The following is a 24,344-nucleotide window of genomic DNA, read 5'->3' as shown; positions in this document are numbered from 1 at the left end:
GTAGATGGTGTCTATCCTACTCTATTTCGATCCTTACAATATCAAAAAATTTTTTAAAATCTACAGTCGCACTAAATTTTGTTCCTTGCCCAAACGATGCTTTTGACATTTCAAGAGAGAATGTTTTTTCTTTTCTGTCATAATCTGAAAGCTTATTCCCTCTTTCTCTAATAGTATTTTCAGTAGGTAATATTGATGATATTTTATTCCAACTTCCATTATTAAAAGCTTTATATTCTCCTTGGTGATAAACTAACGATTTTGGTTTTTTGATAACAACAAGCAACGGTCGAAAGCCAGTGCTTGTAGCCAAAGTAGAGCTTGATGAGATTGTACTTAATGACTGAACCCCTGTATTCCCTCGTATTATTATATTGTTACTAGAATTCCTTGTGTTAGTTAAACTATAAACACCTTTCCAATTCCATACGGCATTATCTCCTGCTGTAATGGTTCCATTGAGAGTGCTGTTGACAATGTACTTGTCCCATTCATTGTCTGTGTATAATTCATTTGTTCCACTGCTAGGTAATCTAAGAACATAATCAAAGAATTCATCTCCCTTAATCAAATCGAGTGTAAAGGGCTTGCCCGTCCACTTATTTACAGCGTAGTCTGCATACTCTTCTGGACTTACGTATCTATTATCAACGGACACACCGTAATACGTAACATCCATACCAGGAAATGCCGCCGCTGTAATATTGCCGCCCAAGCAAAGCTTGTGGGTAGACGATTCACTTGTTGTCGGTTGATAAGAATACCCAATAGTGCTATGATATTCCCCATTAATATATAGGATGTACTTTTTGTTGGCAGAATCCCTTGTAATCGTAATGTCTACAATCTCTTCTAAAGGAATCTTGTAAGTAGTAGTAAAAAATTGATCTGAACCAGCATTATATTCGTGACCTAAACTCAACATTCCAGACGCAGTATATCCTATTTGATACAGTACATTATTAGCATTTGTTTCTCCATAACCAGCATACGTTAAAATGACACCTGTATCTCTATATGCATGTAGTTTTATCTTAGCATTCACAGTAACATCTTCAACAAAGCGTAACTTGAGTTTGTCATCCACTACAACATAGTTTTTAGGCGAAGATTTCGTAGCAAAAACACCATTTAGAGAAATACCGCTTTCACTTGCTATTCCAGCCAAATTTAAAGTTTCCCACGCAAGACTGTGCTGTAAATTTCTATCTGCAATCAACTTTATTTGTCCATTGAAGTCGTCTACCATGATAAAATAAAAATCTCCGTCTGCTATGGCAGTACTTGTAGTAGGAATGAAATCGTTAATTCCATCCACATAATTCTCCTTGCCAATATCAGTAAAAATACCCACTTGACCAGACACACTTGCCCTATAATGACACCGTATCCTTTTCCCTACAGTTAAATCAGACACATTAAATACTTCATCAGGATGGATAAGGCGACCTTCTTCATCGATATCAATAGCATCAATATGTGTGTTCTTCCCACCAGAAGGAACGGTAATTACTACAGTATGAATTTTATCTTCAAGCCCAATTTTCTCAAATTCTAGATTTTGAAACGTACCTGTTGTAGATTCATGGTATATGCTAAATGTTTCTGTTACACCATCAATACTTACGGGTACACTATCGGGATATGTGATTGAGTTTTGACAAATAAACCTGATTTTAGTTCCTTTAAAATAAAAAATAATTTGATCTCCTTCATTAGGAGAATAAAATGCAGTACCATTCCAATGTGACGAGTTAGTAGATACAGACCACGTTCCCACTCTTTTTATCGCCGCATGGGTATCATCATACCTTTTCCAACCCGGCTCAGGGGCGGTTAACGGTTGTCCAATCAACGCCAATTATTACGCCTCCCTTTTATAAAAGGATTATTAAATACCGTTTATTCAACTTCAATAGAATTAATCTTTTTCCAAACAGACCTGTTGATGGTTCTTTTGAAAACATTTTCTCGTTCTGGATCAGCCAAGCTCATTTCATAATTTAGTGTTATAGGTTCAACGTACACTGGCTTTTTTATTCGAAATGTAACCTCATAATCAGTGTCCCTTGGAATAACTACATTCTTATCATTTAAACAAATTACAGCGTTTTTGTTATTAGACACTTAATAAACCTCCCAGTTGATCTCTGCACTCATATCTTTATAAAGTGAAGCACCAATCTCTTCGGTTATAATACCATTTCGTAAAATCTGTAACTTCCCATCGACATCTCGATCAGCTACTAGTCGAATTGATAAGTACATAGGGCTTCCAAATGGAATATGAAACAGCAATTTAACATGTGATTCAAACTCTTTGGTTACTACTTTTTTCTTGTAACCAAAAACATATTCTTCAATGTTTGTATTGGTACTATCCCGAAAAGCCAAAGGGCTAAATGTGGAGTGGGCTTTTTTATATGTGATAATGTCATTACAAAAGTCAAAATTATTAGTTAGGTTGACTGTCTGATTCCCGATAACATATTTAAAATCAATTTTACCTTGTGGTAAATGAAAAGTACCTCCAATTGCATCGTGATAAAAATGAAATCCGTGACCTACTAGACCAAAGTTGATAAGATCATGTTTACGAATAGAATTGAAATCATTCTTGTCCTTGGTATGATAATCAAACTCTGTAAAAAAGGAACCATCTGTATAATTTGCTACCCATATAAAATCCCTGAGAGAGGTAGGGGAGTAAAGTGGTAACATTGTGTCATTTCCTCCTCAAAATAAAAAGGACTGCCCAATCTAGGCAGTCCTTTTTTTAGTGAATTATTTATTTTTTTTTATTATGTAAATGTATAAGACACTCGAAGATTGAACAAATGAGTGCCAGCCTGAACATTTAATCCAAGTACAGCTTTTAGTTCTACATCAGCAAAGTTTGCAGTACTTGCAGCTTTATCGCCATTATTCCTTGCACCACTAATCACACCACTTGGTTGACCTGATGCTTTAATCATACGACCGTCATTAATACCATTTCCGCCAATTCGACTATAATTGACTTCAGAATTGGATATAACTTTTACATAAATCCATTTACCTGTAACGACTGGACTATTTGAACCGCCATTAGTATCTACAGTTGTAATAACACAATCATTCATATCAGAAACATCATTGTTTGCATCACCATAATTATTCCATATCAAGCATCGAAAAGGAGCAGATTCAGTATTAGATTGAACTGTCCCTAAATTCCATGCAACTTTATCCTCGCCACCCGCCAATTGTTTTAGATCAGAAAGGTTATCACTAGTCCTCCAAGTGACTTTTGGATCAGCCATATTATATTCCTCCAATTTAATTTATTTCATTTCAATTTGCAATGTTATTGAAATACCTTCTTGAAGCGGATCGAATTCATCAACAACTATACGAAAAACATCACCTTCATGAACCTCTGTATTCATCAAGGAAGGGATGAAAGCATGTGAAGCATTAATATCAAAGATTATACTTCCTTCCAAAATTCTTTCCCACAATTCAGAAGTACCATTAAAATTATCTTTGCTAATTTTTTCAATGTATAGAGTGGTTCTTTCTGATGCAGCAGGTGTCCCACATATACCTTTAATAGAAGAAATTGTGCCTTCATAGTCAAAAGGAAGATATATTTTTTGTATACCACTATCAGTAATAACCGGAAGAAGAAACGCAATTGTTCTATATTTTAAATTATTATGAGTTAATGAATAGTCTTCTTTACTCATCAAGCCATCTGTAGTAGGGGAGGAGAGAGGGATAGAGCCTCTAGTGTAATTATCAATTTGTCTCCATAAACCATTTCCTTCATAACGATACCTAGAGCCAGTTTCTTCTACCATAGTAGTAGACCCAATTTCAGGATTAGGGTATGTAGTAAAAATATCTTCATATGTTGGAACAGGTTCTAGCCAAATTAGCCTTGTTGTTAAAGCAGCATCATTTGCAAATTTTGCGCTATCATCTGCACGTTTACTTGCATCTATTGCTGTATTGGCGGCAGAAGCAGCAGCTTCAGCAGCTTGAATTGCCTTATCTTTTGCAATATTTGCACCTTCAGTAGCAATATTGGCATTTTCAGCAGCTCGAACAGCTTGCTCGGTTGCGGCAATAATCTCTTCCACTCGCTGTCGAGATATTTCAATAATTTCTTGAAGATTCATTACAACATCTGGGTTAGGGTAATGTGCCCAAATCCGAGAAGCAGGATATTGTATCATTCCTCGCCCTTTATAAACAGCAACTACTGTTTTTCCTTCTTGTGAGGGGTGAAAATCAATTACTCCATTAGAATAATTAACAATAAAATCATTTACGTCAGGAATTTTTTTAGAGTTAGGCTTTCTTTGGTCAATTTCCGTATATCCATTAATCAAAACCCGATGAAATTCTGTAGGGATCTCAGATAAAACAATACGATTATTTATAATTTTCAAAGATTCTGTTTTATCTACATATGGATCGTCTTGAGTATTGCTCCGCCAAATGATTCGTATAGAATCATTGTATTGATTGTATAATCTGGCTTGCAATTTGAATCACCTCCTTAACCGCCAATAAAGACATTATTAGAGCCATCCGCAATAGTTGTTGTTGGGGTAGAGTGAGTTTTTACTGTGCTGCCTACAGTAGCAACCAATTGACCCCCAGAATAAACATTTTTATTATTGCCAATAGTAACAGTGCCTGTACCACCTGTGTGATTGCTAACTGGCTCACCGGGAACTTGAGGCGTTTCAGTTTCAGTTACATTGTCATTAACTCTTGAAATTGGCTTACCATTTACAAAAACATTTGGTGAAGAAGCAACGACTGTACCGTGAATAATCGAACGCCCTCCAGAATAATAGTCCCAACCACCAACACATGAAGGAGGATCGCCAACTGTATATTGACAAGGATTCCAAACACGATATTGAATGTCATTTGTTTGAACATCGACTGTTTTACTACCATTAAAAGCAACTGCGGGCATTTACCTACCTCCTTGAGACACTATATATAGATCGTGCATCACATAATAGTACAATATATAGAGTTATTAATCCAATGAAATTCATCTTTTATTAGGTTTGATTGGAGAGTTTAGTCTTGTTTTTGAGCAGGGAGCAGCATTTGAAATTGATTAATCAACACTTCTAATTGTTTAATTCGTTGCTCTGTTAGTCAATAAATTGCTGATTTGCCTCAAGTCGTTCTTTATTAATTTCATTTATTTCTTGTAGTATCACAATTTGTTTTTCGTATTCTTGATTAAGCTCTCTTTTGCGTAAATCAGTTTCAAACATCCTGACCATTAGTACTATTACAAGAACAAACGCAAGAACTGAAAGGAAAAGAGCAATTGTTTTAGAGTTTAAGATTTTATTCAACTATTTCACCTCTGTTTTTAAATTGATTAACAAATCCCCATCCTCCATAGCAGGGTAGAGTACGATAAAAAACCACTATCCGAAGACAGTGGTTTTAAGTATGCTTCTTCTCACTAATCCAAAAACGATGATCCTTATCAAGAAATACAACATTAAAAATATTTCTCACAACATGACCAACTATACATACTTTCCCATTAACATGTATACGTGCCCATTCCGCATCTTCTGGTACATGTTTAGGATGAGTAAAATCTGTTTTATCAGAAGGCGGAAATTTTCCGTAAATCGTAAATTTATTATCCAATCTCGAATGTAATGTCTCTCCACAATAGCCCCTTAGAGTTTCTATAGCTTGAGATAAAATGCCCAAACTCTCCCAATCAGATAAGGACTGTCCTTGTTGTCTATCTAAATGCTTGAAACTAATAACAAATTCCTTGTCCTCCGAGAATTCTCTCTCCGATGCTCCCGCCATTAAAGGCTTTCTTTTATTTTTACTCTTACCAACCTTTTTACTCATCGTAAGCCATCTCACGATAAAATTTTCTCATAGTTGCTTTTGATATAATTTCTTCACACCGTTCACTGGCTCCGTATCCTTGTCTAGCTTGTTTCCAAGGCTTTTCATCATGTGTCAAGCATTCCAAATAATAAGGTGATCGCTTACCGTATTCATCGAGGACATCATTTATTACTTCAATTTGCTCTTCACTCAAATAATCATCGAGATTATAATCTAGTTCCTCTTTGGGTAAAAGATTATTAAGAATAGATTTGTCTTTGTAATGATCGAAAACTTCTCGAATTACTGGCCCATGAACCCAAGCTTGAAATTCCTCTTTAAATAATGGTTCGTCAAAAACCACCAAATGCCAAGCTTCGATATAGTAAAGGAGTTTCTGTAACTTCAAGTGACTCATATCATCTTTAAAATTCGATACGTAGTTTATTACGTACTTCGACAATTTTATGGGATCGATTTGATTATGTAGCATTTTGCTCCCTCCATAATAAAAAGGCATACGAACATTCATTTGCCTAATATTATTATGCCACAAAGTAAATAATGTGTGCAATGTCAAACAAATTTTTGTCAAGGTTTTTGTTCGGTACTTATCCAAATTAAACTAGGCTTTGATCGAAAATAAAAAGAAAACATCAAAACCCCTACAGAAGAGTAGGGGAGGATTGTAAATTGTATTACTGGTCTTCTGATTTTAACCTCTCAGAAATAAGGTACAAGTACTCAACGATATACGCAAATCCTAAAAGTAGCGCAAAAGCTATCGCACCTTCTACCCACCAAGTCAGAGCAATGGTAATATCAAATGTAGATTTGCTAACAGTAGTGTATGTAGCAGGAATCTCAACAGTACCAAAAACAACCCCAGCAATAATTGCACTAAAAACTGTAAGAAGTGCAATATTAGAAATAAACTTGGCAATATGATTGTTCAGGTTAAACACAATTTCACCTCCTTCCCACAATATTTTACAAGAAAAGGAGGTGGTTGCCAATGAACTATTTGTGAGATTTTGGGTTATCTGTTCTTCCTAAAAGATAGTCAATTGATACATCAAAATGAATTAATTATTTATTTCTGGATTGTCTGTACGCCCAAGAAGATAGTCAACTGAAACATTAAAGTAGTTTGCGATTTTTACAAGCGTATCCAAACTAGGGGAACTCGAACCTTTTTCAAACACACTTAAAGATTGCTTTGTTATTCCAACTTCTTCTGCTAAATCCTTCTGCAATATTTTACGAGTTTGTCGTAAAACTTTAACTCTTTCACCTAAAATAGTTTTGAAATCCATAGTAATACCCCTTGACAGTCAGATGTTGTGTGACTAATATATAGTTAAATCAGTCAGATAATGTCTGACCAGAAGGAGATGATTTTTATGAAACAACTTGAAAAAATCTTCAATTATCAATCAAAAGAGGTGAGAGTTATACTAATTAAAAATCAACCTTGGTTTGTCGCTCGTGATGTATGCGCACTCCTTGAACATAGTGATACCAGTACAGCTATTAAACGCCTAGACTCAGATGAGAAGCTGACCCAAACAATGTTTGTATCAGGTCAAAATAGAGAAGTTTGGTTAATCAATGAATCGGGATTATACTCACTTATCCTGACTTCTCGCAAACCTGAAGCCAAAGCATTTAAGCGTTGGATCACTCATGAGGTATTGCCATCTATTCGCAAAACTGGACAATACATATCTGCTGACCATCCTTCAAGATTCAAACTTCCTATGACTTACAAGGAAGCTTTGCTTGAACTGGTGGCAAAAGTCGAGGAAAACGAACGCTTGCAAAACACACTCATTGAACAATCTCCGAAAATCGAACTTTATAACTCCCTTATGGATACCACAAACTTTCAGACAATGAATCAGGTCGCAAAGTCTCTAAGATGGGGGAGAAATAGACTGTACAAATTCCTGCGAAAAAACAAGGTTCTTTTTTATAAATCCCAATACGAAAGGAACATTCCATATCAACGTTACATTGACAATGGCTATTTCAGATTGATTGCTGTTCCGTTGCGCACTGACGCTGGATTGGTGATGTCATCTCAAACACTTGTTTCAGCAAAAGGTGTTGAGTTCATCCACAAGCTAATCAAGCAACATATGTTTGAGAAATCTTATGCTAATGGCATTAAACAAATTCTGAAAGCAGGTGTTTATAATGAATTTCAATGCTAAACCCGTTTACATCTATCGTTACAATTTTAATGTTAATAAGAATACTTGCCACTGGCTGCTTTCGACATCAAAAGAAGAACGACTAGCAACAGATCAGTCAATCGAATTAGCTTCTTTGGATGACCTTCACGACTGGATAGCTGCCAGCGGCGAAGCATTCAATGGTATTCTAACAGTTCAAGAGGGACATTGCAAATGGTTTGAGCAAAAATATGTTAATGAGTTTGGTGAAACAGATTTTGAATATCATTATATTTTACTTTAATCTTGGGAGAGGAGTCGAATGACTCCTTTTCTTTATGTTTTTATAATAGCATGAGAAAAACATAAAGTAAATACTTTTTATTTTATATTTTATATCAATTCATCTGGCAATAATACAAAACCCCTATCCAAGTTTGGATAGGGGAGATAAACTGTTATTCTATTGTACTACAACATTTAGAACAACTTTTGTATTGTCTACTAGATTTCTAACAGCTATCTGTGCAGCTCCTGTGTTTAAACCATTAACAATAAGTGTATCACCTTTGGTTTGCAACGATGCTACTTGCGGATTAGAAGTCCATAACTTGTAATTGCCATTCGTTGTACTTAATATATAGATGGCAGATAAGTCCTTTTGTAGAATATGCGCTTGTCCCGGATAAGCTGTTGATTCATGGAAAAGCTGAAGCGTTATCGGTTTTTGAGTTCCTATCATAGATAGAACTTCTGCTTTCTTTAGCTTTGCAAATTCTTCTTGATTAAAATATGGAGTTGAAATAGAAAGCACGAACTTATCTCTGAAATAGTTTTCTGAATTATCCTCAATGTTTTTTACTGCATCTGGGAACACTTCGATAGTATAAAGATGGTTGTACTCTAGTTTATTTACCGATTTAATAATCAAAGTATCTCCTTGGATTTCCTCGGTAAAAGGAATGTCCCTCCAGTACCTATCTTTGAAATTGATAACTCCTGTGCCACGACCTATATTTCGCGTAAACTTAATTGTAATAGCTTGATTAACTGGAAAATCACTTACCCCACTGATGGGAGTGGAGGTCTGAACATCGAATATTGGAGATTTCGCTGCCAAACTGAAATTGGGAATTGCTAGAATTACAGCAAGAATTAAAGTAACAAAAGCTCTTTTCATGATATACCTCCTTAGTATAATTTTCTACTAAATTATACCACAGAGCAAACTTTTATCCAATTAGTTTATGTCAACGCGCTGACCTACTAATTTCAAGTTCCCAGAAGCACGAATTTCTATATTTTGTCCGATAGATATACTACTACCAGAGAAATGTTCAATCTTTATAGTTCCATCATTTATGAATTTAATAGTACTTGTTCCAGATGGCATCTCAGAAACTAGCGACAAATCATTGTCTCCTAATATCAGCGACCTTTTGCCAGATCCTGTTTCTGCTGATGTATGATATCTAACATGCATTTTCCCTTTTTCTTTGTATAAATAGCCTTTTTCAGATTCGCCATTTCCACTACCGACACCCCATTCCATCATTGGGTATGATTCATATCCTGTGCCAACAAAGTACATTTTTAATTTCTCGTAACGCTCAGTGTTATAGTCAATAAGATAAACAGGAATTCCGGTATCTTCAGTAGTGACCCGATTTTTTTTCGAGTCTACCCAATATAAAGGTCTGCCTTTAGAATCCTCAGCTTGTTCTCCAGATTCAGTTGCAACAGCAGTAACCCATCTCATATATTTGTCTTGAATATCAATGAAATCAACCAGTCCAAGCTGATCTCTTCTAACGGTACGTAAGCGATTTACAGTCAGGTCATTAATCGCTCCAAAATCAGTATCAAAGAAGGTTGAAATAACGTTCTGAGCCTCAAGAGAACCAATAATCATATCGAAATTCTCAAGGTTTAATACGCGCTCATTTGCATCAAGTAAAATCTTCCCGTTAGAACCAACTAGCAACAAGCTCTCAGCAATTAGGTCTTTGGCGTGCAAGATACCATTGGGATCAACCCAAAATTTGCGGTCGCCATCATTATCAATATAGATTCCATCGTCTACATTAAGCCCAATTTCAACCTGTCTATCTTTGCGAGTAATTTTAATACCCTCATCAGGGCGTAGAGTAATCAGTCCATTGTCATTTTCAATGGTTAAGTCCTTTGCAATCATTTTATTGGCTGTAATATCATTGCAAACAATATTACCATCTAGGTCAACATAGAAAACAGGAGTCCATGTTCCACCATCGTAACGATCAATTGCAATTCCTTTATCTGCATTTAGCCAAATCTTATTTTTATTTGCTCTTGTTACTGTAATCCCATCTTCAATACTGAGTCGAATTTCTTGCCCCAAATACCCTTGAAGTGGACGTAAATCAATCAATCCTTCATCAGCATCAAGAATGATTTCACTGTTACGTCCATGTAATTTCAAGCCTTTAGCATGTATGTATCCTTGTGTATCAAGCCAGATGATTCTGTCCCATGCATTTCCATCTTTGCGAGTGATATAGAACCCTTCATCTCTATCCATGACAACTTGATTTGTATCATTTTCGAGTTTTACACCGAACTTATCTGGGTTTGTCCCATATAAGCCAAACCACATTACTTCACGACCATTACGATCAGTAATGACCATTTTATTTCCGCGAATCTCAAGAATGCCGTCTGGATCACCGACGATTACACGCTCTCCCGTGATTATCCTACCGAACAGGCGTTCCGCAATTATGAAATGCTTTTCAAAATACTCAGTTAACAAATCAATAGTAATAAATTCAATATTGTTTTCGTTAATTTTATTCTTATAAAATAAGTTAGCACCAGTAGAATCAATTTTATATACCTCTAAATTGCCGCCAACCCCTTCAAATGATATTGAGTCAAAGACATTTTGAAAAATTTGACTCAGGGATAAATTATTCATATATCCTTCATGTGCAACATTAAATGATTGCTCTGTTTTAATGCCACCAGTAAAAATTGCACAATCAGAAGGGGAGAAAAGTATATTTCGTTGTACATCAAAATTATCTGTTGGACAAATATGATACACCACAGATTTATTGTCCTCATAAGCAGCAACGACAATTTCAAGAGAATTTTCATGAACAGGGTAGGGGGCAGATGTAAAAACTCTCTTTGCTATTTGAGAAAGAACATCAATCTGTTGATTTTTAGATTTAAAAAAATCATCCATGACTTGTTCAACTAACAGCATATTACCGGAACAAAAAATAACTTTATCCTGTAGGGGATAAAGTTTTTTTCCGTCATCACATAAACGATATATAGTGTCGTTAATGGTTACGGATACTGCTGAATCTGAACCAATGTATATAGAATCATAGAATTGGAATAGGGTTACGTTACTGATAAGAAATCACCTCCTTAGCCAGTTAATCCCCAATCGTCTAAAACTAACTCTGTATATGTTCTATCAGAATTTAACAACTTATTAATTGCTACCCTTAGCTCATCGAACGTAGGAACATTTCTACGACCTTTAATTCTTAGGATTTTCCATCCATCTTGTTTTAAGAATTCATCTCTACGCCGATCTTTAAGAGCAGTATCTTTATGGAAATAGTATCCATCATATTCAATATCAATTTTCACATTGTCTATAAAAAGCGCAACGCTAGTGACTTTAACCATACTCCCTTTAGGTAAATCCTTAATGGATACAATCAATTTGTCTAACATTTTTGTGAATTTATAACCTTTCGATGTATACCAATCTTTATTTGTATTTGACCATTTTGTTTCTACTAGTTCCTCTATAAGAATAATTTATACCTCCTTATTACGACTGTCTATTCTAATAAATAGAGGATAGGAGCATTACTCCATCCTCTGCGTTTTAAATTTAACTGCATTCATATATAATTTTTCTTTTACAATTCCATCAGGAGTTAGCGCCGTTTCATACCTGTTCCCATTTGAGCGCGTCAAACCTATTGCGGAATGTGTCAAACGAATCCATCTAGTAGGATCAGCTTCATCCTTAATGGTGATACCTGTCCGATCAATAATAACTGTTTCATTGACAGCCATTTCAATTTGTTGTTTAGCTTTATCCCAAAATTCTTCAAGAACTTTGCTTATATCGCCCAAGTCATTTTCATACTTGTCCCATTTGAATTTACTCATATCTACTTTGGTGGAGGAGGAATTGCGATACAAGGACTTAATAAATTTTTCTTCATTGCTTTCTATATCTGTTACATTTGCAATAGTGAGTTTAATATCTCCATCGCTATAATCATATTCAATTTCAATTATCTTCGCAGTTACATTTACGCCTAGTTTCTCGTATGAAATTACTACAGTATCACCAAGGTTTAATTTGTTCCAGTTTCGCTGTTCTTCAACAATTTCAAGGAAATTCACTATGTCCATAGAGATAACTGTTTTAGGCTTGGAAAATTCCTCAAAAACCTTCATGCCAGCTTCTAGCAAATCTTTGTCATCAATAATCTGCTCATTAGCCCACTCTTTTTCAATGATATACTGATTTCTTTCTTTGATTAGTTCTGGAGAAAAGTTTGCTTCAATTGACAAGGTGGCTTTCAATTGATTAATCCTTGAAAGAGCAGTGTTTACTTGATTTTGAACATTTTGGATAACAATTTTTTGTGCAGCGATCTCTTGCTCTTTTGCAATCTTTTGAGACTCATAAATTCCTGTAGGGTAGGGGCTGGATTTGTCACTAATAAAAATGTTATCCTCAATTTTTTGTAAATCAGTCTGAAGTGTAACAAGTTTTTGTTGTTCAATTAGCAACACTTTTTGAATATCTTCAAGTTCTTTCAAGTAAGTAGAAAAAGTATTTTTATTATCTTCAATTAATTTTGTATAATCAAGAATCGCATGACACAATTCATCACTCATATACTCACTATGCGACAAGACATTTCTGTTCTCATCTCTCACAAAAGGGTACATAAAATAACCGAAATTTTCAATGTAATCTGTGCCTGTTGGATTAACACGTTGAATAGAAAGATTGTCTTTTCCATAGACTTTTAACCTTGTGGTCATTTCATCAGGCTCTATTTCACGATCTAAACTTTTTAAATATTTTCCGTATGAGAATTTTAGTCCCAAATTATTCCCAATCAATTCATGATTGTAAAAATGGATTCTTCGATTTTGTGTGTCCCATAGAATTAGAGCATTGAATGTTTCTGCAATCTCATATACAAAATCAAGAACTGTTTTTGAACTAACATCAAAGGAACGAAATTTAACATCAAATTCAGCGTCAATTGATCCAATATTCCACAATGTATTTCTAAGGGCATCTAATAAAACTTGTGACGCACTTTTTGAGTCTTCCTTATATGCTCTTATAATTTTATCATTTAACTCATATCCCAATGAAAAAGCTGTAACCTGCTTAATATCACCTTCATCAGTCATTGAGTCAACACATTTATCAATAATAAACCATTCTTCATACTTGTTAAGAACTAATTTCAACAAATACCTATGTCGGATTAAGTCAACATTAGGGTTACGGACAAACTCATGATTAATATCAAGTTCATAAGGGATAGAAAAGCTCAATTCATTTAACGAACCTAGACGTTTATTGAAAACAATATCATGTGCTTCAGAAAGTTTTGCAATAATAGTCCGATTAGGCTTTGCAAGAAATATTTGAGGTTTAACTGGCTTTTTACTTAAATCAATATCACCAAGCAAGTAATCACTTCCTTTTAGCCTTGGATGGTCTTAAATTGATAGCGAAACATAACTTTAAAATGTCCAACAAATTCTAATAAGTTATTACCTGTAACCAACTCAAGATATTCATTGTTAAAGTTGTCATAGCGATATTTCATATTGATGTCTGTTTCGATGTGTTCACGCTCACAGTCTATGTATAAAAGCTCCTTGTCCAAAATATCAACGAACTTAAACTCTTGATTATTGTTTGACTTATTAATTATAGAAAGATCACCGTTTCCAATCTTTTCAATCCAGATTTCAGGCTTACAAGGAACATCTCCATAATTAACAAAAAGATACGTTGGTTTTACTGTGATCTGAAAGTCATGTAAAACAGGTAATGAAGTAATAACAGTAGAATCAGCAACATACCTATATTGAAACACTGTATGTTTTGAATTAGTAAAAGGGGAGAAATCAGGGAGAGGGCTGCCATTAGTAGCAACCTTCCAACCCTCCCATGTATACCCACCATCATATGACACATTTGTTTCTAATCGAGTTGTACTACTCATTGGGACGGTTTCATTCCACTGCAATAATGAATGACCCCCACCTGTATCCAACGCAACATGAAAAGTAGGAGATGTTCGCGTTCCACGCATCTTGCGTAAATCATCCCATTTAGCCATGTATACCTCCTAAAATATCATGATTGTCACTACAGCATTGGCAGTCGTACCTTTTAAATATATATGAGTGTTTGTCCATAGTGAGTTCCCCGAATAAAGTTGTACAGGCTTATCCGTGCTGACTAATAAATAACCTTTTGGTATTCGATTAAGACCGTGAGCGATCACATCTTCTGGATTATAGGAATCGTAATTACCTCTGACTGTAAAAGTACGAAATTCTGCATTTAGCTTTCCTGCTTTGGACGCATGAGTTCCATTTCCTAGACTAATATCACCATCTTTTAGTTTTGCATTAATAATTTGACTGTCTTTTATGTGATACGAAAGAATGGCATCTGTTGCGATTTTTACACTAGTTACTGCATTATTTTTTATTTTATTTGTAGATACTGAATCTGTTGCTAGTTTAGATTCTGTAACTTGTCCATCTGTTAAAGTAGGGCTGACTACCATCGCACTCATATTCCTTAAGTCAATAACTTCAATGATATTATACGAACTAGTAATCACCCTTGCTATTTTAATTGTATCTGGGGGCATAAGAGGTTCATTTCCACCAATAGCAACTTCTTTAAATATGTAATCACTATTAACATCCAAATAAATGTAGGTATCCTTATTTTCAGAAAATGTATGTAAAACTTCTGGTTTTACAATGCGGTGGCCTTTAATATAAGCTGTACCAGAAGAAATCGTTGAAGCAAAATTAATTGCATTAACGTAATCAATCCATAGTGAGCATATGCCCATATCTACATTCATTTTAACACTAACCGAAATAATGTCATATAATTCGGATACATCTGAAAAAGGTAAAGTAATAAGTGTCCATGAATTTGCTACTAGAGCAGGAAAGGGGAGAGTGACAATGGGTTGCTGAGACATTGGACTCTTGCTCAGCAACAAAGAATAGTCACCTGCATTAGTGTTTACATTTGATTTCACCCATAGTTTAATACCTGTTGTATCTCTAAGATCGATAGGGGAGAGGGCTTTTGATGCTAAAATCCCAACTCCAGCATTACTATCCATGTTAATCTTAAGACAGCCACTACCTTGTTTATAGTCAAAAGTATCTAAAACTACTGTTATGCCACTTGATGGACTAATTTCATCCCATAAAGAGTCACAATCATGAACTAGAACATTTGTTGTTGTACTTGGCTGCAATCCATTTATAATAAAGTCATTAAACATATCATCATGTCGAGAAATAACATTATCTTTAAGCCAATCATCAAGCATCTGGAAGTTTGAATTCAGGACAGCAATATCTGCATCATCATCATATGATGGGAGAGACATGTTAATCAGCGATGTATTCGGCATTTTTGAGTTCACCCCATTTCTTTTGTTTTATATCTCCCCAAGTAGGCTTCTTCGTTCCTAATTGTAAATCCCCACTTGGCAAAGCAATCATATTTTGCAATGAACCCGTTTGGAAATCTTCTTGGGTTGTTTCTGTGATAATCAAAGGGTTATCTTTTATTTCATACCATTCACTAGTATATTGTGGCGAATATGAATAGGGAGAATCACAGCGCATTTCAATTTCTACATACCCTTCTTTAGCTCCATTATGGATCAAGGTAGAAGAGGAGTGTAGAAGGCAATAAAAAATTCGATCAGGATTATCGGTTGTGAAAAAAGGCTTATAATAATCCTGATCTAGCCATCTGGCAACCTGTCTAATTTTTTCATGGTCGTATGGATCTTCAAATGCAAACTGTAAAGAAAAAACAAGGGGGGAGCGTTCAACACTTTGAAAATAGGGCTTGTCATTCCCCCTAATTTTAATTTCATGGATTTCTTTTTCTGCTACAAAAGGCTCTTCAAACAAGCCGCCGCCCACTTTAACGTTAATCAAACCCATATCGGTTGACTTGATACCATCATAACTAAACTCTAAGCCTTCCTTCACAACACTATCGTCCTTTCTTTTTGTTAGCTTTTACAACAGCGTCTAGGACAATGTTTTTAAACTTATTCAAGTCAGATTCTGTTCCAGTAAACCGTTCAATATTAATATTGACCAAAGTATCTCCAGAGCCTGTAGCTGTATTTAGATTTACTACAGGAGTAATACTAGACATGAGATTTTTTAAATTTGGAATAAAGTTCTGAGCAATATTTTGTGGAGTAGTCCATAGCTCACCCTTTAATACTTTTGCAAATCCTTCATCGGGTTTTAAGTTGAACATTTTATTGACTATTTCCGTCAATCTGTCACTCTTGCCATCAACAATCCCACCGTCATGATATTTCCCTTTATAGTATCTGTTATACAAATCCAAAGCATCGTCATAATCGCTTTTTGCTAATTCATTAGCCAATTCCGCAGGTAATTGACTATATAATGGTTTTGCATAATCAGCCCAATATTTTTCTCCTGCTTTATCGCCTGTGTTATGGGCATCTGTCCATTTCTTTTTTGCGTTCACAATATCACGGACGATGGACTGATATTGTGCGTATTTGCCCGAATTACCATTGGACGATCCTGAACTTCCAGAACCTACTCCAATGCTAATATTATTGAGCGATTCAATTGCTCTTTTTGACTCTTCAATTTTCGCCAATAGATTTTGAGCAATACTATTTCCAATGGCAGCCATATTGTTTTTTACGAACTGCTCAAATTTCAATAGGTCGCCCTGCATAGATGAGAGATTTCCTGCTAATATTGCTTTTCGCATATCTGCATAGCGTTTTTCATCTGCAATAAGTTCATTAAAATGACGTTCTGTTTCTTCTTTTTCTTTTTGAAGCTTTGCTAGTATATTTTCATGTTTTTCATTTTCTTTTTTTATTAACTTGTCGTAATAATCTTTGTAATAAGTAAGTTGTTGGTCTAGTTTTCTTTTTTCAAGCTCAAGCTTCTTTACAGTTTCATCATATTTTGCTTGTTCTGCCTTTTTCTTAGCATTAATATCTTTCTCATAAGCGTCACGTTGGTCTTCTAAATTATCCTTGCGAAGCTCTGTACTACGTTTGTAATTAAGGTCTTCAATTTCCCTGTCTTTTGCCGCCAACTGTTCATTTAATTCACTCAAACGAAGTTTTGCTTCATAACTATCATCAAGTGAAAGGGTATTGATTTGTTGTTGAAGTTTTTGACGCTCAGATTGGAGTTTTTCTAGTTCGTTGTTATATTCACGTTCACTAGATTGCCTGTCAATTAATTGTAAGCGTTTATCGATAGCTTCATTGAACTTTTCCATTTCTTCATCTAGTGCGTCCATTGCTGCTTTATGGCGTTCATTTTCAGCATCCTTAGCTTCATCTATAGCATCGATCTCTTTTTTAATTGCATCTTCTTTTCTTTTGCGTTCATCTTCTATATGTTCAAGCTTTCTTTTATGTCGCTCATTTTCTCTTTTTTCTTCATCTTCAATTGCCTTGATTGCTATATTTTTCTGTTCTTCATATACTCGTTTATATGTATCAATAATCTTATTGGCAGTTACTTGATTAATTGTTTCTTGTAAACGAAGTTGCTCAATTTGGAGATCAACAATCTCCATTTTATACTGTCTAATTAAATCAATATTGTTTTGATTTTGTTGAATCAACTTCTCGCGCAGTGAAATCTCTTCTTGAAGACTTTGTTTTTTAAGAGAAATAAGTCGGACATAATTGGCGTACTCTGCATAATATTGTTCAGATGTAGTATCACCAACAGCATTCATTTTGGCATTTGCTAATTCAATAGCCTTAGACAATTCATCTGTTTTATTTTTTTGCTCATTAAGTAGACTGTTTGCTTGTTCAAGTTTATTGGTGTCAATACTATTTTGCAAATTCAACCAAGATGTTTGAAGTTCAATGAGCTTATTATTTAGCTCTTCTCTTTGTGCTATTGTTAGTTGTCCATATGCTAATTGTTTACGAATAAGCTCTGCTTCCTCATGCAGGTTGTCTTGCTTTAATTTAAGATGAAGATTTTCTTCTTCAATCGCATCACGATATATTTGTGATGTTTTTGAATAAGAAACCATTCTTTCTTGAATGATTTTAATTTTTGAATCAAGATAATCATTTTTCTCTGCATATTCTTTAAGAGAAGAAGAGAGTTCATCAAATGAAAGGGTGGCGATTTGTGTTTGCAATTGTGCAATTTGCTGTTCTAGCTCATATGCTCGTTTAAGCGCATCATCGGATAATTTAGCAGGAAACTTATTGCTCTGAATTTTTCCGTTAAGAACTTTCGTTTTTGTGACTTGTTCATATTCTTTGATTAAAAGCTTTAATTTTTGTTCTTGTAATGTTTTTTCTTGTTTAAGATTATCCCTGTAAGCACTAGAAGTATCTAGCAATAACTGTCTTTTATTTTGTACTTTAACAAGTTCAGTTTCAATTCGGAGCAATTCTTTCGCATCTTGAGTGAGTGGAGTATAGGTAGTTGACGATTTAGCCCCAGAGCTTGTTGGTTTTTTAGGTTTGGTTTCCGATATAGAAGCCTTGCCTAAGCCATTGTATAATTTATCAAACTTTTCAAGCTCTTCATTGCTTTTCTTGATATCCTCAAGTCTTTTATCAATTTCATGTTGTGCAGCTAAAGCAGCATACCTAGCCTCAGAAGCATCATATTTCCTTGTACTACCATCTACACCTGTTATGACTGTCTCAGAAACTTTTTTTGTAATAGAGTTGTTTAATTGGTCGCGTTTAATTATTAGCTCATCAATTTTGTTAATTTCTTTATCATATGCATTTACAAGTTGGATGAGTGCTTTTTCACGCTCTTGTACTTCAATTTTAGCATTATCATAAGATTGCTTAATAAGATCCTTATGCTTGTTAATCAATTCTTGTACTTTATCACTTGTGAAATAATACTTGTCACCAATTTGAGTAAGAGCAGGGGCAAGGTCTTTAAACTTATCTGTTATCTCTTTTGCCTGTATTGCAGTATATCCTTGCTTGTTATTCATTCGCTCCAGTATCTGCGTTAACTCATCAATCTTTTTACCTTCAGTATCGAATACCTCAGAAAGATTGTTGTTTTTCAATTCTTTTGCAGTATTGTTCATGCTTTGAAGCTTTTGGTTAACAGCAGATAAAGCCTCTTCTAGTGTCTTAAATTGAAGAATATTTATACCAGCAGTTTGAGCTAGATCTTTTAATTCTTGGTCAATTTTGCTAGGATCAAGGCGATCATTTAACAATATAGGTGTATATTTAAGATTTATACGTGACAATTTCCTTTGGAAATCATCTTGCTCTTTTTGAAGCCTCTGTAGTTCTTGTAGCTTAACCTTTACTTTATCTAAATTTTCTATAGTTTTGGTATAATCAAAAATTTGCTCAGTTTTAGTGCTTCCAATAACACGAAGGGTTTCCTCAATTTCCTTTAAACGATCATTTGCATCTTTAGCTGCACTATCAAGCTTTTTTAACTCCTCAACATACTCTTTATGCTTCCCCATTGTGTATACAATTGCAGCACCAAGTCCAATTATAGCACTAGTTGCGAGAACGACAGGGTTAGCCATTAAAGTAAGGAATGATGCTCCCAAACCTCGAACAGCCACAGAAAGAGAGCCAAGCAATGGAATCATTTGCGCAAGTTTTGGTATGAACCCAGCAACGACAAGTGATAATCCTGTAATCCCAGTTTGCCAAGAGAAGATATATGGCAGTGACTCAGTTATACCTTTTATGAAAGTAGAAGTTACATTTAACACATTGTACATTGCATCGCGCAATCCACTTTCACCGATAGAATATGCTAATTCTTGTCCTGCAGCGGTAACTTTATTTATCGCAGAAGAAAGTGACTCCATATGCTTTCGATTTTCTTCCATTGAAGAACCAAGACTGTTCTGAGAAGTTTCAGAAGCCTTCATTACAGTATCCCAATTGTCCAGCATGGCAATCATACGAGTTATATGATATTTACCAGCTAAAGCTTCTGCTATATATGTTTTTTGCGCCCTTGTTAATAAATTCCACTGGGAAGCAACATCAGCATAAATGTCTGTTGCCGAACGTAATTCTCCGTTAAAATCTTTTACTGCTACTCGAATAGAAGCAAGAGCATCTTGGGTTTTATCCATGTTTAAACGAGCAAATACAGTCTTTAAGGCATTACCTATAACATTCCCTGATTCTCTTGTGGCTTGTCCAATTGCCGTGGTCATTCCAATCAATTCGTCAAGAGTGACACCGAAAGATTGGGCTGACTCACCAGCTTTTGCAATAGATTGAGCTAATCCAAGAGAAGTTACACTGAAATTATTATCAACTTCATTTAACTTATCAATAACCTTTGTTGATTCTTTCGCGGATATATTGAACTGAACTAATGCACCTGTAAGATACTCAGCCATCTGCCCAGTCTGTAAACCTGTTACATTCGCCCCCAAAAGGGTAGCATTAGTCATTTGTAACGCTTGTTCAGCCTCAAAACCAGCCTTACCAAACTCAATGAGAGCATCCTGTGCTTCTGTTAATGAACGCCCGTAGGTATTTGCTAGTTCAACCGTATCCCTCATTAATTCACCAAAGTTTGTATCACTAGATAAAACTTTGGACAACTCGGTTAACTTAGTATCGATATCTACAAGGGTTGAGAAAAGTTCTTTTAATGCTTCTTGAGCGCCAAAAAATATACTGCCAGCAGTACCCCATAAAGCAATTTTATTCAGCGCATGTCCCAATTGCTCAGAAAATGAAAAAGTGGACTTTTTCGCATCCAGAGCAGTAGTACTAATTTGCCTAAAACGTTCATTTAAACGAGCCATTTCTTGCTGCAATCTAGGAGTTTGGATGGTTAAACGTTGTACTTCTTGTACCCAATCACTTAAAGCTTTCTGGTCAACATGTTTGCCAACATTCTGAAGTAGTCTAGTAGCATTAAAATTTGCTTTATCTTGAAATAGACTAAGGTTTGCAGCCAATTTCTGCTGTTGGGCAGACAAACGTTGAAATAACAGTTCCTCTTTTAATTCACGTTCTTTTAAAGCCTTTGTCCACCAATTGACATAATCTTGAGCGGCTTTTTGTGTTCGTTGCTGTTCTTGAAGTTGCAACTGCTCAAGCTTTCTTCTGATTTTTTGTTCAGTTTGGAGGACTTTTTCGCGTTGCTTTTCTTCTTTGAGAAGGGCAGAAGCCCACCATTGTTCATAATTTATGGCTTGCTTACGGATAGTTTCTGTAAGTTTATTTACTTTATCTGTTTGAAAGTTAACATTTAAATTTACATTTTCTTTTTTTAATTTATTAAGCTGTTCAGTGATTTGTTTTTGTGTTGAGCTTATGTCAAGCTTTCCTGTAATTAGAATACTAAGCCTATTGTTATTTGTTGCCACAATACCACATCCTTTCTGGTGAAAATAAAAAATCACCATCGTAGGTGAGTGGTGATTTAAAAATAGTTAATAAAATTAGAATTTGATTTAAATGTGTACTCAAGACTGTCAGTAGGGGAGAGGTCTACTGACACTTTTAAACACACATTAATTTGTATCACATTAGAATATATCGCTAAGATCATCTTTATTGTCACGCAAATCATAAAATTTATCAGTCGTGGAACTATCCTCATGTCCAAGTAATGCTTGTGCTTTTTTAATATCTTTACCTTCTAGGAGTAGATGGGTACTGCGTGTACCACGAATTAGATGGGGATTAACACGCCTGCCGATAATGTCCGATATAATTTCTTTGCACCAATAATTAACTGTGGTTACATTGATCTGTTTGACTTCACCATTTTGTTTAGATACAAAAATATACGGACAATCATCGTCTCCGCGAACTTCTAACCATTTTAAGACAGCCTGTTTAGCTTTGTCATCAAAGAGTAGTGCCCTTGGCTTTCCATCAAGTCCTCTTCCTTTTGCCCTAACTTCATGAGTCTTATAGTAACTAGTGTCATTACCTTCTTTATCTTTAACATAAGAATAATTGACGATTTCTTTCTTTAACTGGATAAGTTCTGATCTGCGACAAGCTGAAGCATACATAAGATGAAGAGCTGCGATAATTTGCCATTGTTCATCTTCTTCCAGCACTCTTAGGATTTGTTCAAATTCTTCATGGGATAGAGGAATCTTCTTGTATACTTTGTTGGGGGTTGGATTTGGAACTCCATCAACAAAATTCCTAAATGTTGCAAATTCCTCCTCGTCTTCGTAAAAGTTGATAAGATATTTATTAAGAGCTGAAACACAACTTCTTTTAAGCTTAATGGCGTTTGAAGACATCCCACGTCTTATGAGCATATTTTGAAATCTCATAAAGTCCTTTTTCTTAAGTTCATATATTTTTTTCTTTTCCCCAAAAGTTTCGTGAACCCAGTAATAAAACTGTCGCAGCGCAGACTTATATTGTGTCTGACTTTGTTTAGACAAATGAGTAGATTCAAGTAAATACTCTTCAACCTTGTCTCTGTTAAAAGAGTTTACTTCTTTCCACTGTTCATCCGTTATTTTAGGAAGTCGTTCAGCTCTATCTCTATACATATTCTCATTTAACTCACTCAATAATTTCACCTACTTTACATCTAGTCCCGCCTTACGTAGACCCTTTTTTAAGGATTCAACATGTATGTTATTTTTTATAATTTCATCTTTTGTATTCTCTACAAATGGTCGTTTTTGTTTTGTTCTATATATCTCAGAATTTACCCAAGTATAACCTTGTCCACTTTCAATAACTGCTGGAATATATACATCATCTTCTTCTCGCACAGGGGAAATCTCAACCCCATCGCTTATCTTATTAACCTGAATTTCTCTCATAAGTTTCCCTGTACGCTCATAAGCAGAAGGAGTATACGCATCATATACATCATCAATAATATGCTCTTGCATAACTTGTTTAACTTTATTTCCAACATCTGAGACAAGAGACTGTTTTACAATTTGGTCAAGATACTTTGCTAAATCTCCCAAATTATTGAAGTTCTGTCCCATTATTTACACCCTCATTTGTGCGAATTTCTTCTAAAATTTTACGAACTTCAACATTCCATTTGTCAAGCTGCTCATTAACATAATCAATCATGGATTGCAATTCAGTTTTATCAAATGAATCTATAATAGGGGAGATGTAATTATTATCTGTCATGATAATAAACATCTCGACATAATCATCCAATGTGTTAAGACTTTTCACATCAATGCTGGTAAATTGTTTGATAATTAAACTAAGCATTGCAGCAGAAATTGACTCACCTGTTACTGATTCGTTTTTCTTTACCTTTTCTTGAATAAGTTTAATCAAATCAGCAACTACTTGATTCTTTTTGCTGGTTCTAAACGTAACGTCAACATCTACTTTTACAGTGCCATCATCAAGAAGAACTTGTTTTTTCTCTTTAAATTTTTTTGCATCTTGTTTCTTGATATGAGAAAGTGATAGATTTTTAATTGTAGCCATTTACAACCCTCCCTGTTATACCCTTTTGTTTATTTGATAATAATTTAAACTCTCTAATACTTCACAATATCGTTCATGCAGGATTGCTTCTTGTCCCTTTAGCGGAATATCTAAGTTCAACACAACATCTGCAACTGTCATGAGCATGTCTTTATTTACTTCATTTTCTTCAATTATAAATTCTTCTTGCATTAGCAAATCATACTCTTTTGCAAATGCTTCTGTATCTCGTAATATATATTTTAATTTGCCACCTTCTGCCTCTTTCGTTAGGGGATTGTTATTTTCATCACGCTCAACAAATTCAGCAATAAGTTTATCTCTTTCATCAGTTATTTCATGTAATCTTTCTCCAATAAGTTTACACAACTTCGTTCTCATTCGACTTTGTTTGCCTCTTAACTCAATTGAAAGAAGGAAGTCATAAAAATTTTTTAATTCATAATTATAGAATTTCAATCATAAACCCTCCCTAAAATTATAGGGGCTGTCCAGAAAGTCA

25 protein-coding genes are annotated in these 24,344 nt (G+C 34.9%); 2 read left to right on the top strand and 23 right to left on the bottom strand.

Going from position 1 to position 24,344, the window contains the following annotated elements; translation table 11 throughout:
• Positions 1-16: 16 nt before the first annotated feature.
• From EDM57_RS21095 to EDM57_RS21050, 11 genes are all read right to left on the bottom strand, one after another.
• Entirely contained in the window at positions 17-1,861 is a 1,845-nt protein-coding gene (locus tag EDM57_RS21095; protein ID WP_122906668.1) for a LamG-like jellyroll fold domain-containing protein, read from the bottom strand.
• Positions 1,862-1,902: 41 nt separating this feature from the next.
• The gene (locus tag EDM57_RS21090) at positions 1,903-2,127 is read right to left on the bottom strand and encodes a hypothetical protein (RefSeq protein WP_122906667.1); all 225 of its coding nucleotides are present in this window, start codon (positions 2,125-2,127) and stop codon (positions 1,903-1,905) included.
• Positions 2,128-2,721: a hypothetical protein gene (locus tag EDM57_RS21085; RefSeq protein WP_122906666.1), complete on the bottom strand. Its 594-nt coding sequence runs from the start codon at positions 2,719-2,721 to the stop codon at positions 2,128-2,130.
• Positions 2,722-2,801: 80 nt separating this feature from the next.
• The gene (locus EDM57_RS21080; RefSeq protein ID WP_122906665.1) at positions 2,802-3,302 is read right to left on the bottom strand and encodes a hypothetical protein; all 501 of its coding nucleotides are present in this window, start codon (positions 3,300-3,302) and stop codon (positions 2,802-2,804) included.
• A gap of 21 nt (positions 3,303-3,323) precedes the next feature.
• Complete coding sequence (locus tag EDM57_RS21075; RefSeq protein ID WP_122906664.1) at positions 3,324-4,532, bottom strand: hypothetical protein; 1,209 nt, start codon at positions 4,530-4,532, stop codon at positions 3,324-3,326.
• 14 nt (positions 4,533-4,546) lie between these two features.
• Positions 4,547-4,975 (bottom strand): PAAR domain-containing protein, encoded by a 429-nt coding sequence (locus EDM57_RS23025; RefSeq protein ID WP_148039131.1) that lies wholly within the window; start codon positions 4,973-4,975, stop codon positions 4,547-4,549.
• A gap of 187 nt (positions 4,976-5,162) precedes the next feature.
• On the bottom strand, positions 5,163-5,372 hold the full coding sequence (locus EDM57_RS21070) for a hypothetical protein (RefSeq protein ID WP_122906663.1): 210 nt from the start codon (positions 5,370-5,372) through the stop codon (positions 5,163-5,165).
• Between the two features lie 94 nt (positions 5,373-5,466).
• A complete protein-coding gene (locus EDM57_RS21065) occupies positions 5,467-5,895 on the bottom strand; it encodes a hypothetical protein (RefSeq protein WP_122906662.1) in 429 nt (142 codons plus the stop codon).
• Complete coding sequence (locus EDM57_RS21060; RefSeq protein ID WP_170163490.1) at positions 5,888-6,370, bottom strand: Panacea domain-containing protein; 483 nt, start codon at positions 6,368-6,370, stop codon at positions 5,888-5,890. Before EDM57_RS21060 ends, EDM57_RS21065 begins: the two co-directional genes overlap by 8 nt.
• A 205-nt stretch (positions 6,371-6,575) precedes the next feature.
• The gene (locus EDM57_RS21055) at positions 6,576-6,842 is read right to left on the bottom strand and encodes a hypothetical protein (protein WP_122906660.1); all 267 of its coding nucleotides are present in this window, start codon (positions 6,840-6,842) and stop codon (positions 6,576-6,578) included.
• Between the two features lie 120 nt (positions 6,843-6,962).
• Complete coding sequence (locus EDM57_RS21050) at positions 6,963-7,193, bottom strand: helix-turn-helix domain-containing protein (RefSeq protein WP_122906659.1); 231 nt, start codon at positions 7,191-7,193, stop codon at positions 6,963-6,965.
• A gap of 87 nt (positions 7,194-7,280) precedes the next feature.
• Here EDM57_RS21050 and EDM57_RS21045 point away from each other — a divergent pair, with 87 nt between their 5' ends.
• Complete coding sequence (locus EDM57_RS21045; protein ID WP_170163489.1) at positions 7,281-8,093, top strand: BRO family protein; 813 nt, start codon at positions 7,281-7,283, stop codon at positions 8,091-8,093.
• Positions 8,077-8,358: a hypothetical protein gene (locus EDM57_RS21040; RefSeq protein WP_122906657.1), complete on the top strand. Its 282-nt coding sequence runs from the start codon at positions 8,077-8,079 to the stop codon at positions 8,356-8,358. Before EDM57_RS21045 ends, EDM57_RS21040 begins: the two co-directional genes overlap by 17 nt.
• A gap of 159 nt (positions 8,359-8,517) precedes the next feature.
• Here EDM57_RS21040 and EDM57_RS21035 read toward each other — a convergent pair whose 3' ends face one another.
• From EDM57_RS21035 to EDM57_RS20975, 12 genes are all read right to left on the bottom strand, one after another.
• A complete protein-coding gene (locus EDM57_RS21035; RefSeq protein ID WP_122906656.1) occupies positions 8,518-9,234 on the bottom strand; it encodes an Ig-like domain-containing domain in 717 nt (238 codons plus the stop codon).
• A 60-nt stretch (positions 9,235-9,294) separates the two neighbouring features.
• On the bottom strand, positions 9,295-11,283 hold the full coding sequence (locus EDM57_RS21030) for a hypothetical protein (protein WP_148039130.1): 1,989 nt from the start codon (positions 11,281-11,283) through the stop codon (positions 9,295-9,297).
• Positions 11,284-11,474: 191 nt separating this feature from the next.
• Positions 11,475-11,789, bottom strand: a complete 315-nt coding sequence (locus tag EDM57_RS21020) for a DUF559 domain-containing protein (RefSeq protein WP_122906653.1) — start codon at positions 11,787-11,789, stop codon at positions 11,475-11,477.
• Between the two features lie 138 nt (positions 11,790-11,927).
• Positions 11,928-13,793 carry a phage tail spike protein gene (locus EDM57_RS21015; RefSeq protein WP_122906652.1) on the bottom strand — a complete coding sequence of 622 codons (1,866 nt, stop codon included), beginning with the start codon at positions 13,791-13,793 and terminating at the stop codon, positions 11,928-11,930.
• A 14-nt stretch (positions 13,794-13,807) separates the two neighbouring features.
• A complete protein-coding gene (locus EDM57_RS21010; RefSeq protein ID WP_122906651.1) occupies positions 13,808-14,452 on the bottom strand; it encodes a phage tail family protein in 645 nt (214 codons plus the stop codon).
• Positions 14,453-14,461: 9 nt separating this feature from the next.
• The gene (locus EDM57_RS21005) at positions 14,462-15,784 is read right to left on the bottom strand and encodes a hypothetical protein (RefSeq protein ID WP_122906650.1); all 1,323 of its coding nucleotides are present in this window, start codon (positions 15,782-15,784) and stop codon (positions 14,462-14,464) included.
• Entirely contained in the window at positions 15,762-16,376 is a 615-nt protein-coding gene (locus EDM57_RS21000; RefSeq protein WP_122906649.1) for a phage tail domain-containing protein, read from the bottom strand. The genes EDM57_RS21005 and EDM57_RS21000 overlap by 23 nt, the downstream gene beginning before the upstream one ends.
• Positions 16,377-16,380: 4 nt before the next feature.
• Complete coding sequence (locus tag EDM57_RS20995; protein WP_170163488.1) at positions 16,381-21,768, bottom strand: phage tail tape measure protein; 5,388 nt, start codon at positions 21,766-21,768, stop codon at positions 16,381-16,383.
• 162 nt (positions 21,769-21,930) lie between these two features.
• Entirely contained in the window at positions 21,931-22,944 is a 1,014-nt protein-coding gene (locus EDM57_RS20990; RefSeq protein WP_246005876.1) for a tyrosine-type recombinase/integrase, read from the bottom strand.
• Between the two features lie 9 nt (positions 22,945-22,953).
• Positions 22,954-23,376, bottom strand: a complete 423-nt coding sequence (locus tag EDM57_RS20985; RefSeq protein ID WP_122906647.1) for a hypothetical protein — start codon at positions 23,374-23,376, stop codon at positions 22,954-22,956.
• Positions 23,357-23,842 carry a hypothetical protein gene (locus EDM57_RS20980; RefSeq protein ID WP_122906646.1) on the bottom strand — a complete coding sequence of 162 codons (486 nt, stop codon included), beginning with the start codon at positions 23,840-23,842 and terminating at the stop codon, positions 23,357-23,359. Before EDM57_RS20980 ends, EDM57_RS20985 begins: the two co-directional genes overlap by 20 nt.
• A 15-nt stretch (positions 23,843-23,857) precedes the next feature.
• On the bottom strand, positions 23,858-24,301 hold the full coding sequence (locus EDM57_RS20975; RefSeq protein WP_122906645.1) for a hypothetical protein: 444 nt from the start codon (positions 24,299-24,301) through the stop codon (positions 23,858-23,860).
• Between the last annotated feature and the right edge of the window lie 43 nt (positions 24,302-24,344).

Source organism: Brevibacillus gelatini (assembly GCF_003710935.1).
Lineage (GTDB): Bacteria > Bacillota > Bacilli > Brevibacillales > Brevibacillaceae > Brevibacillus > Brevibacillus gelatini.
This window is presented reverse-complemented; position numbering and strand designations above follow the sequence as displayed.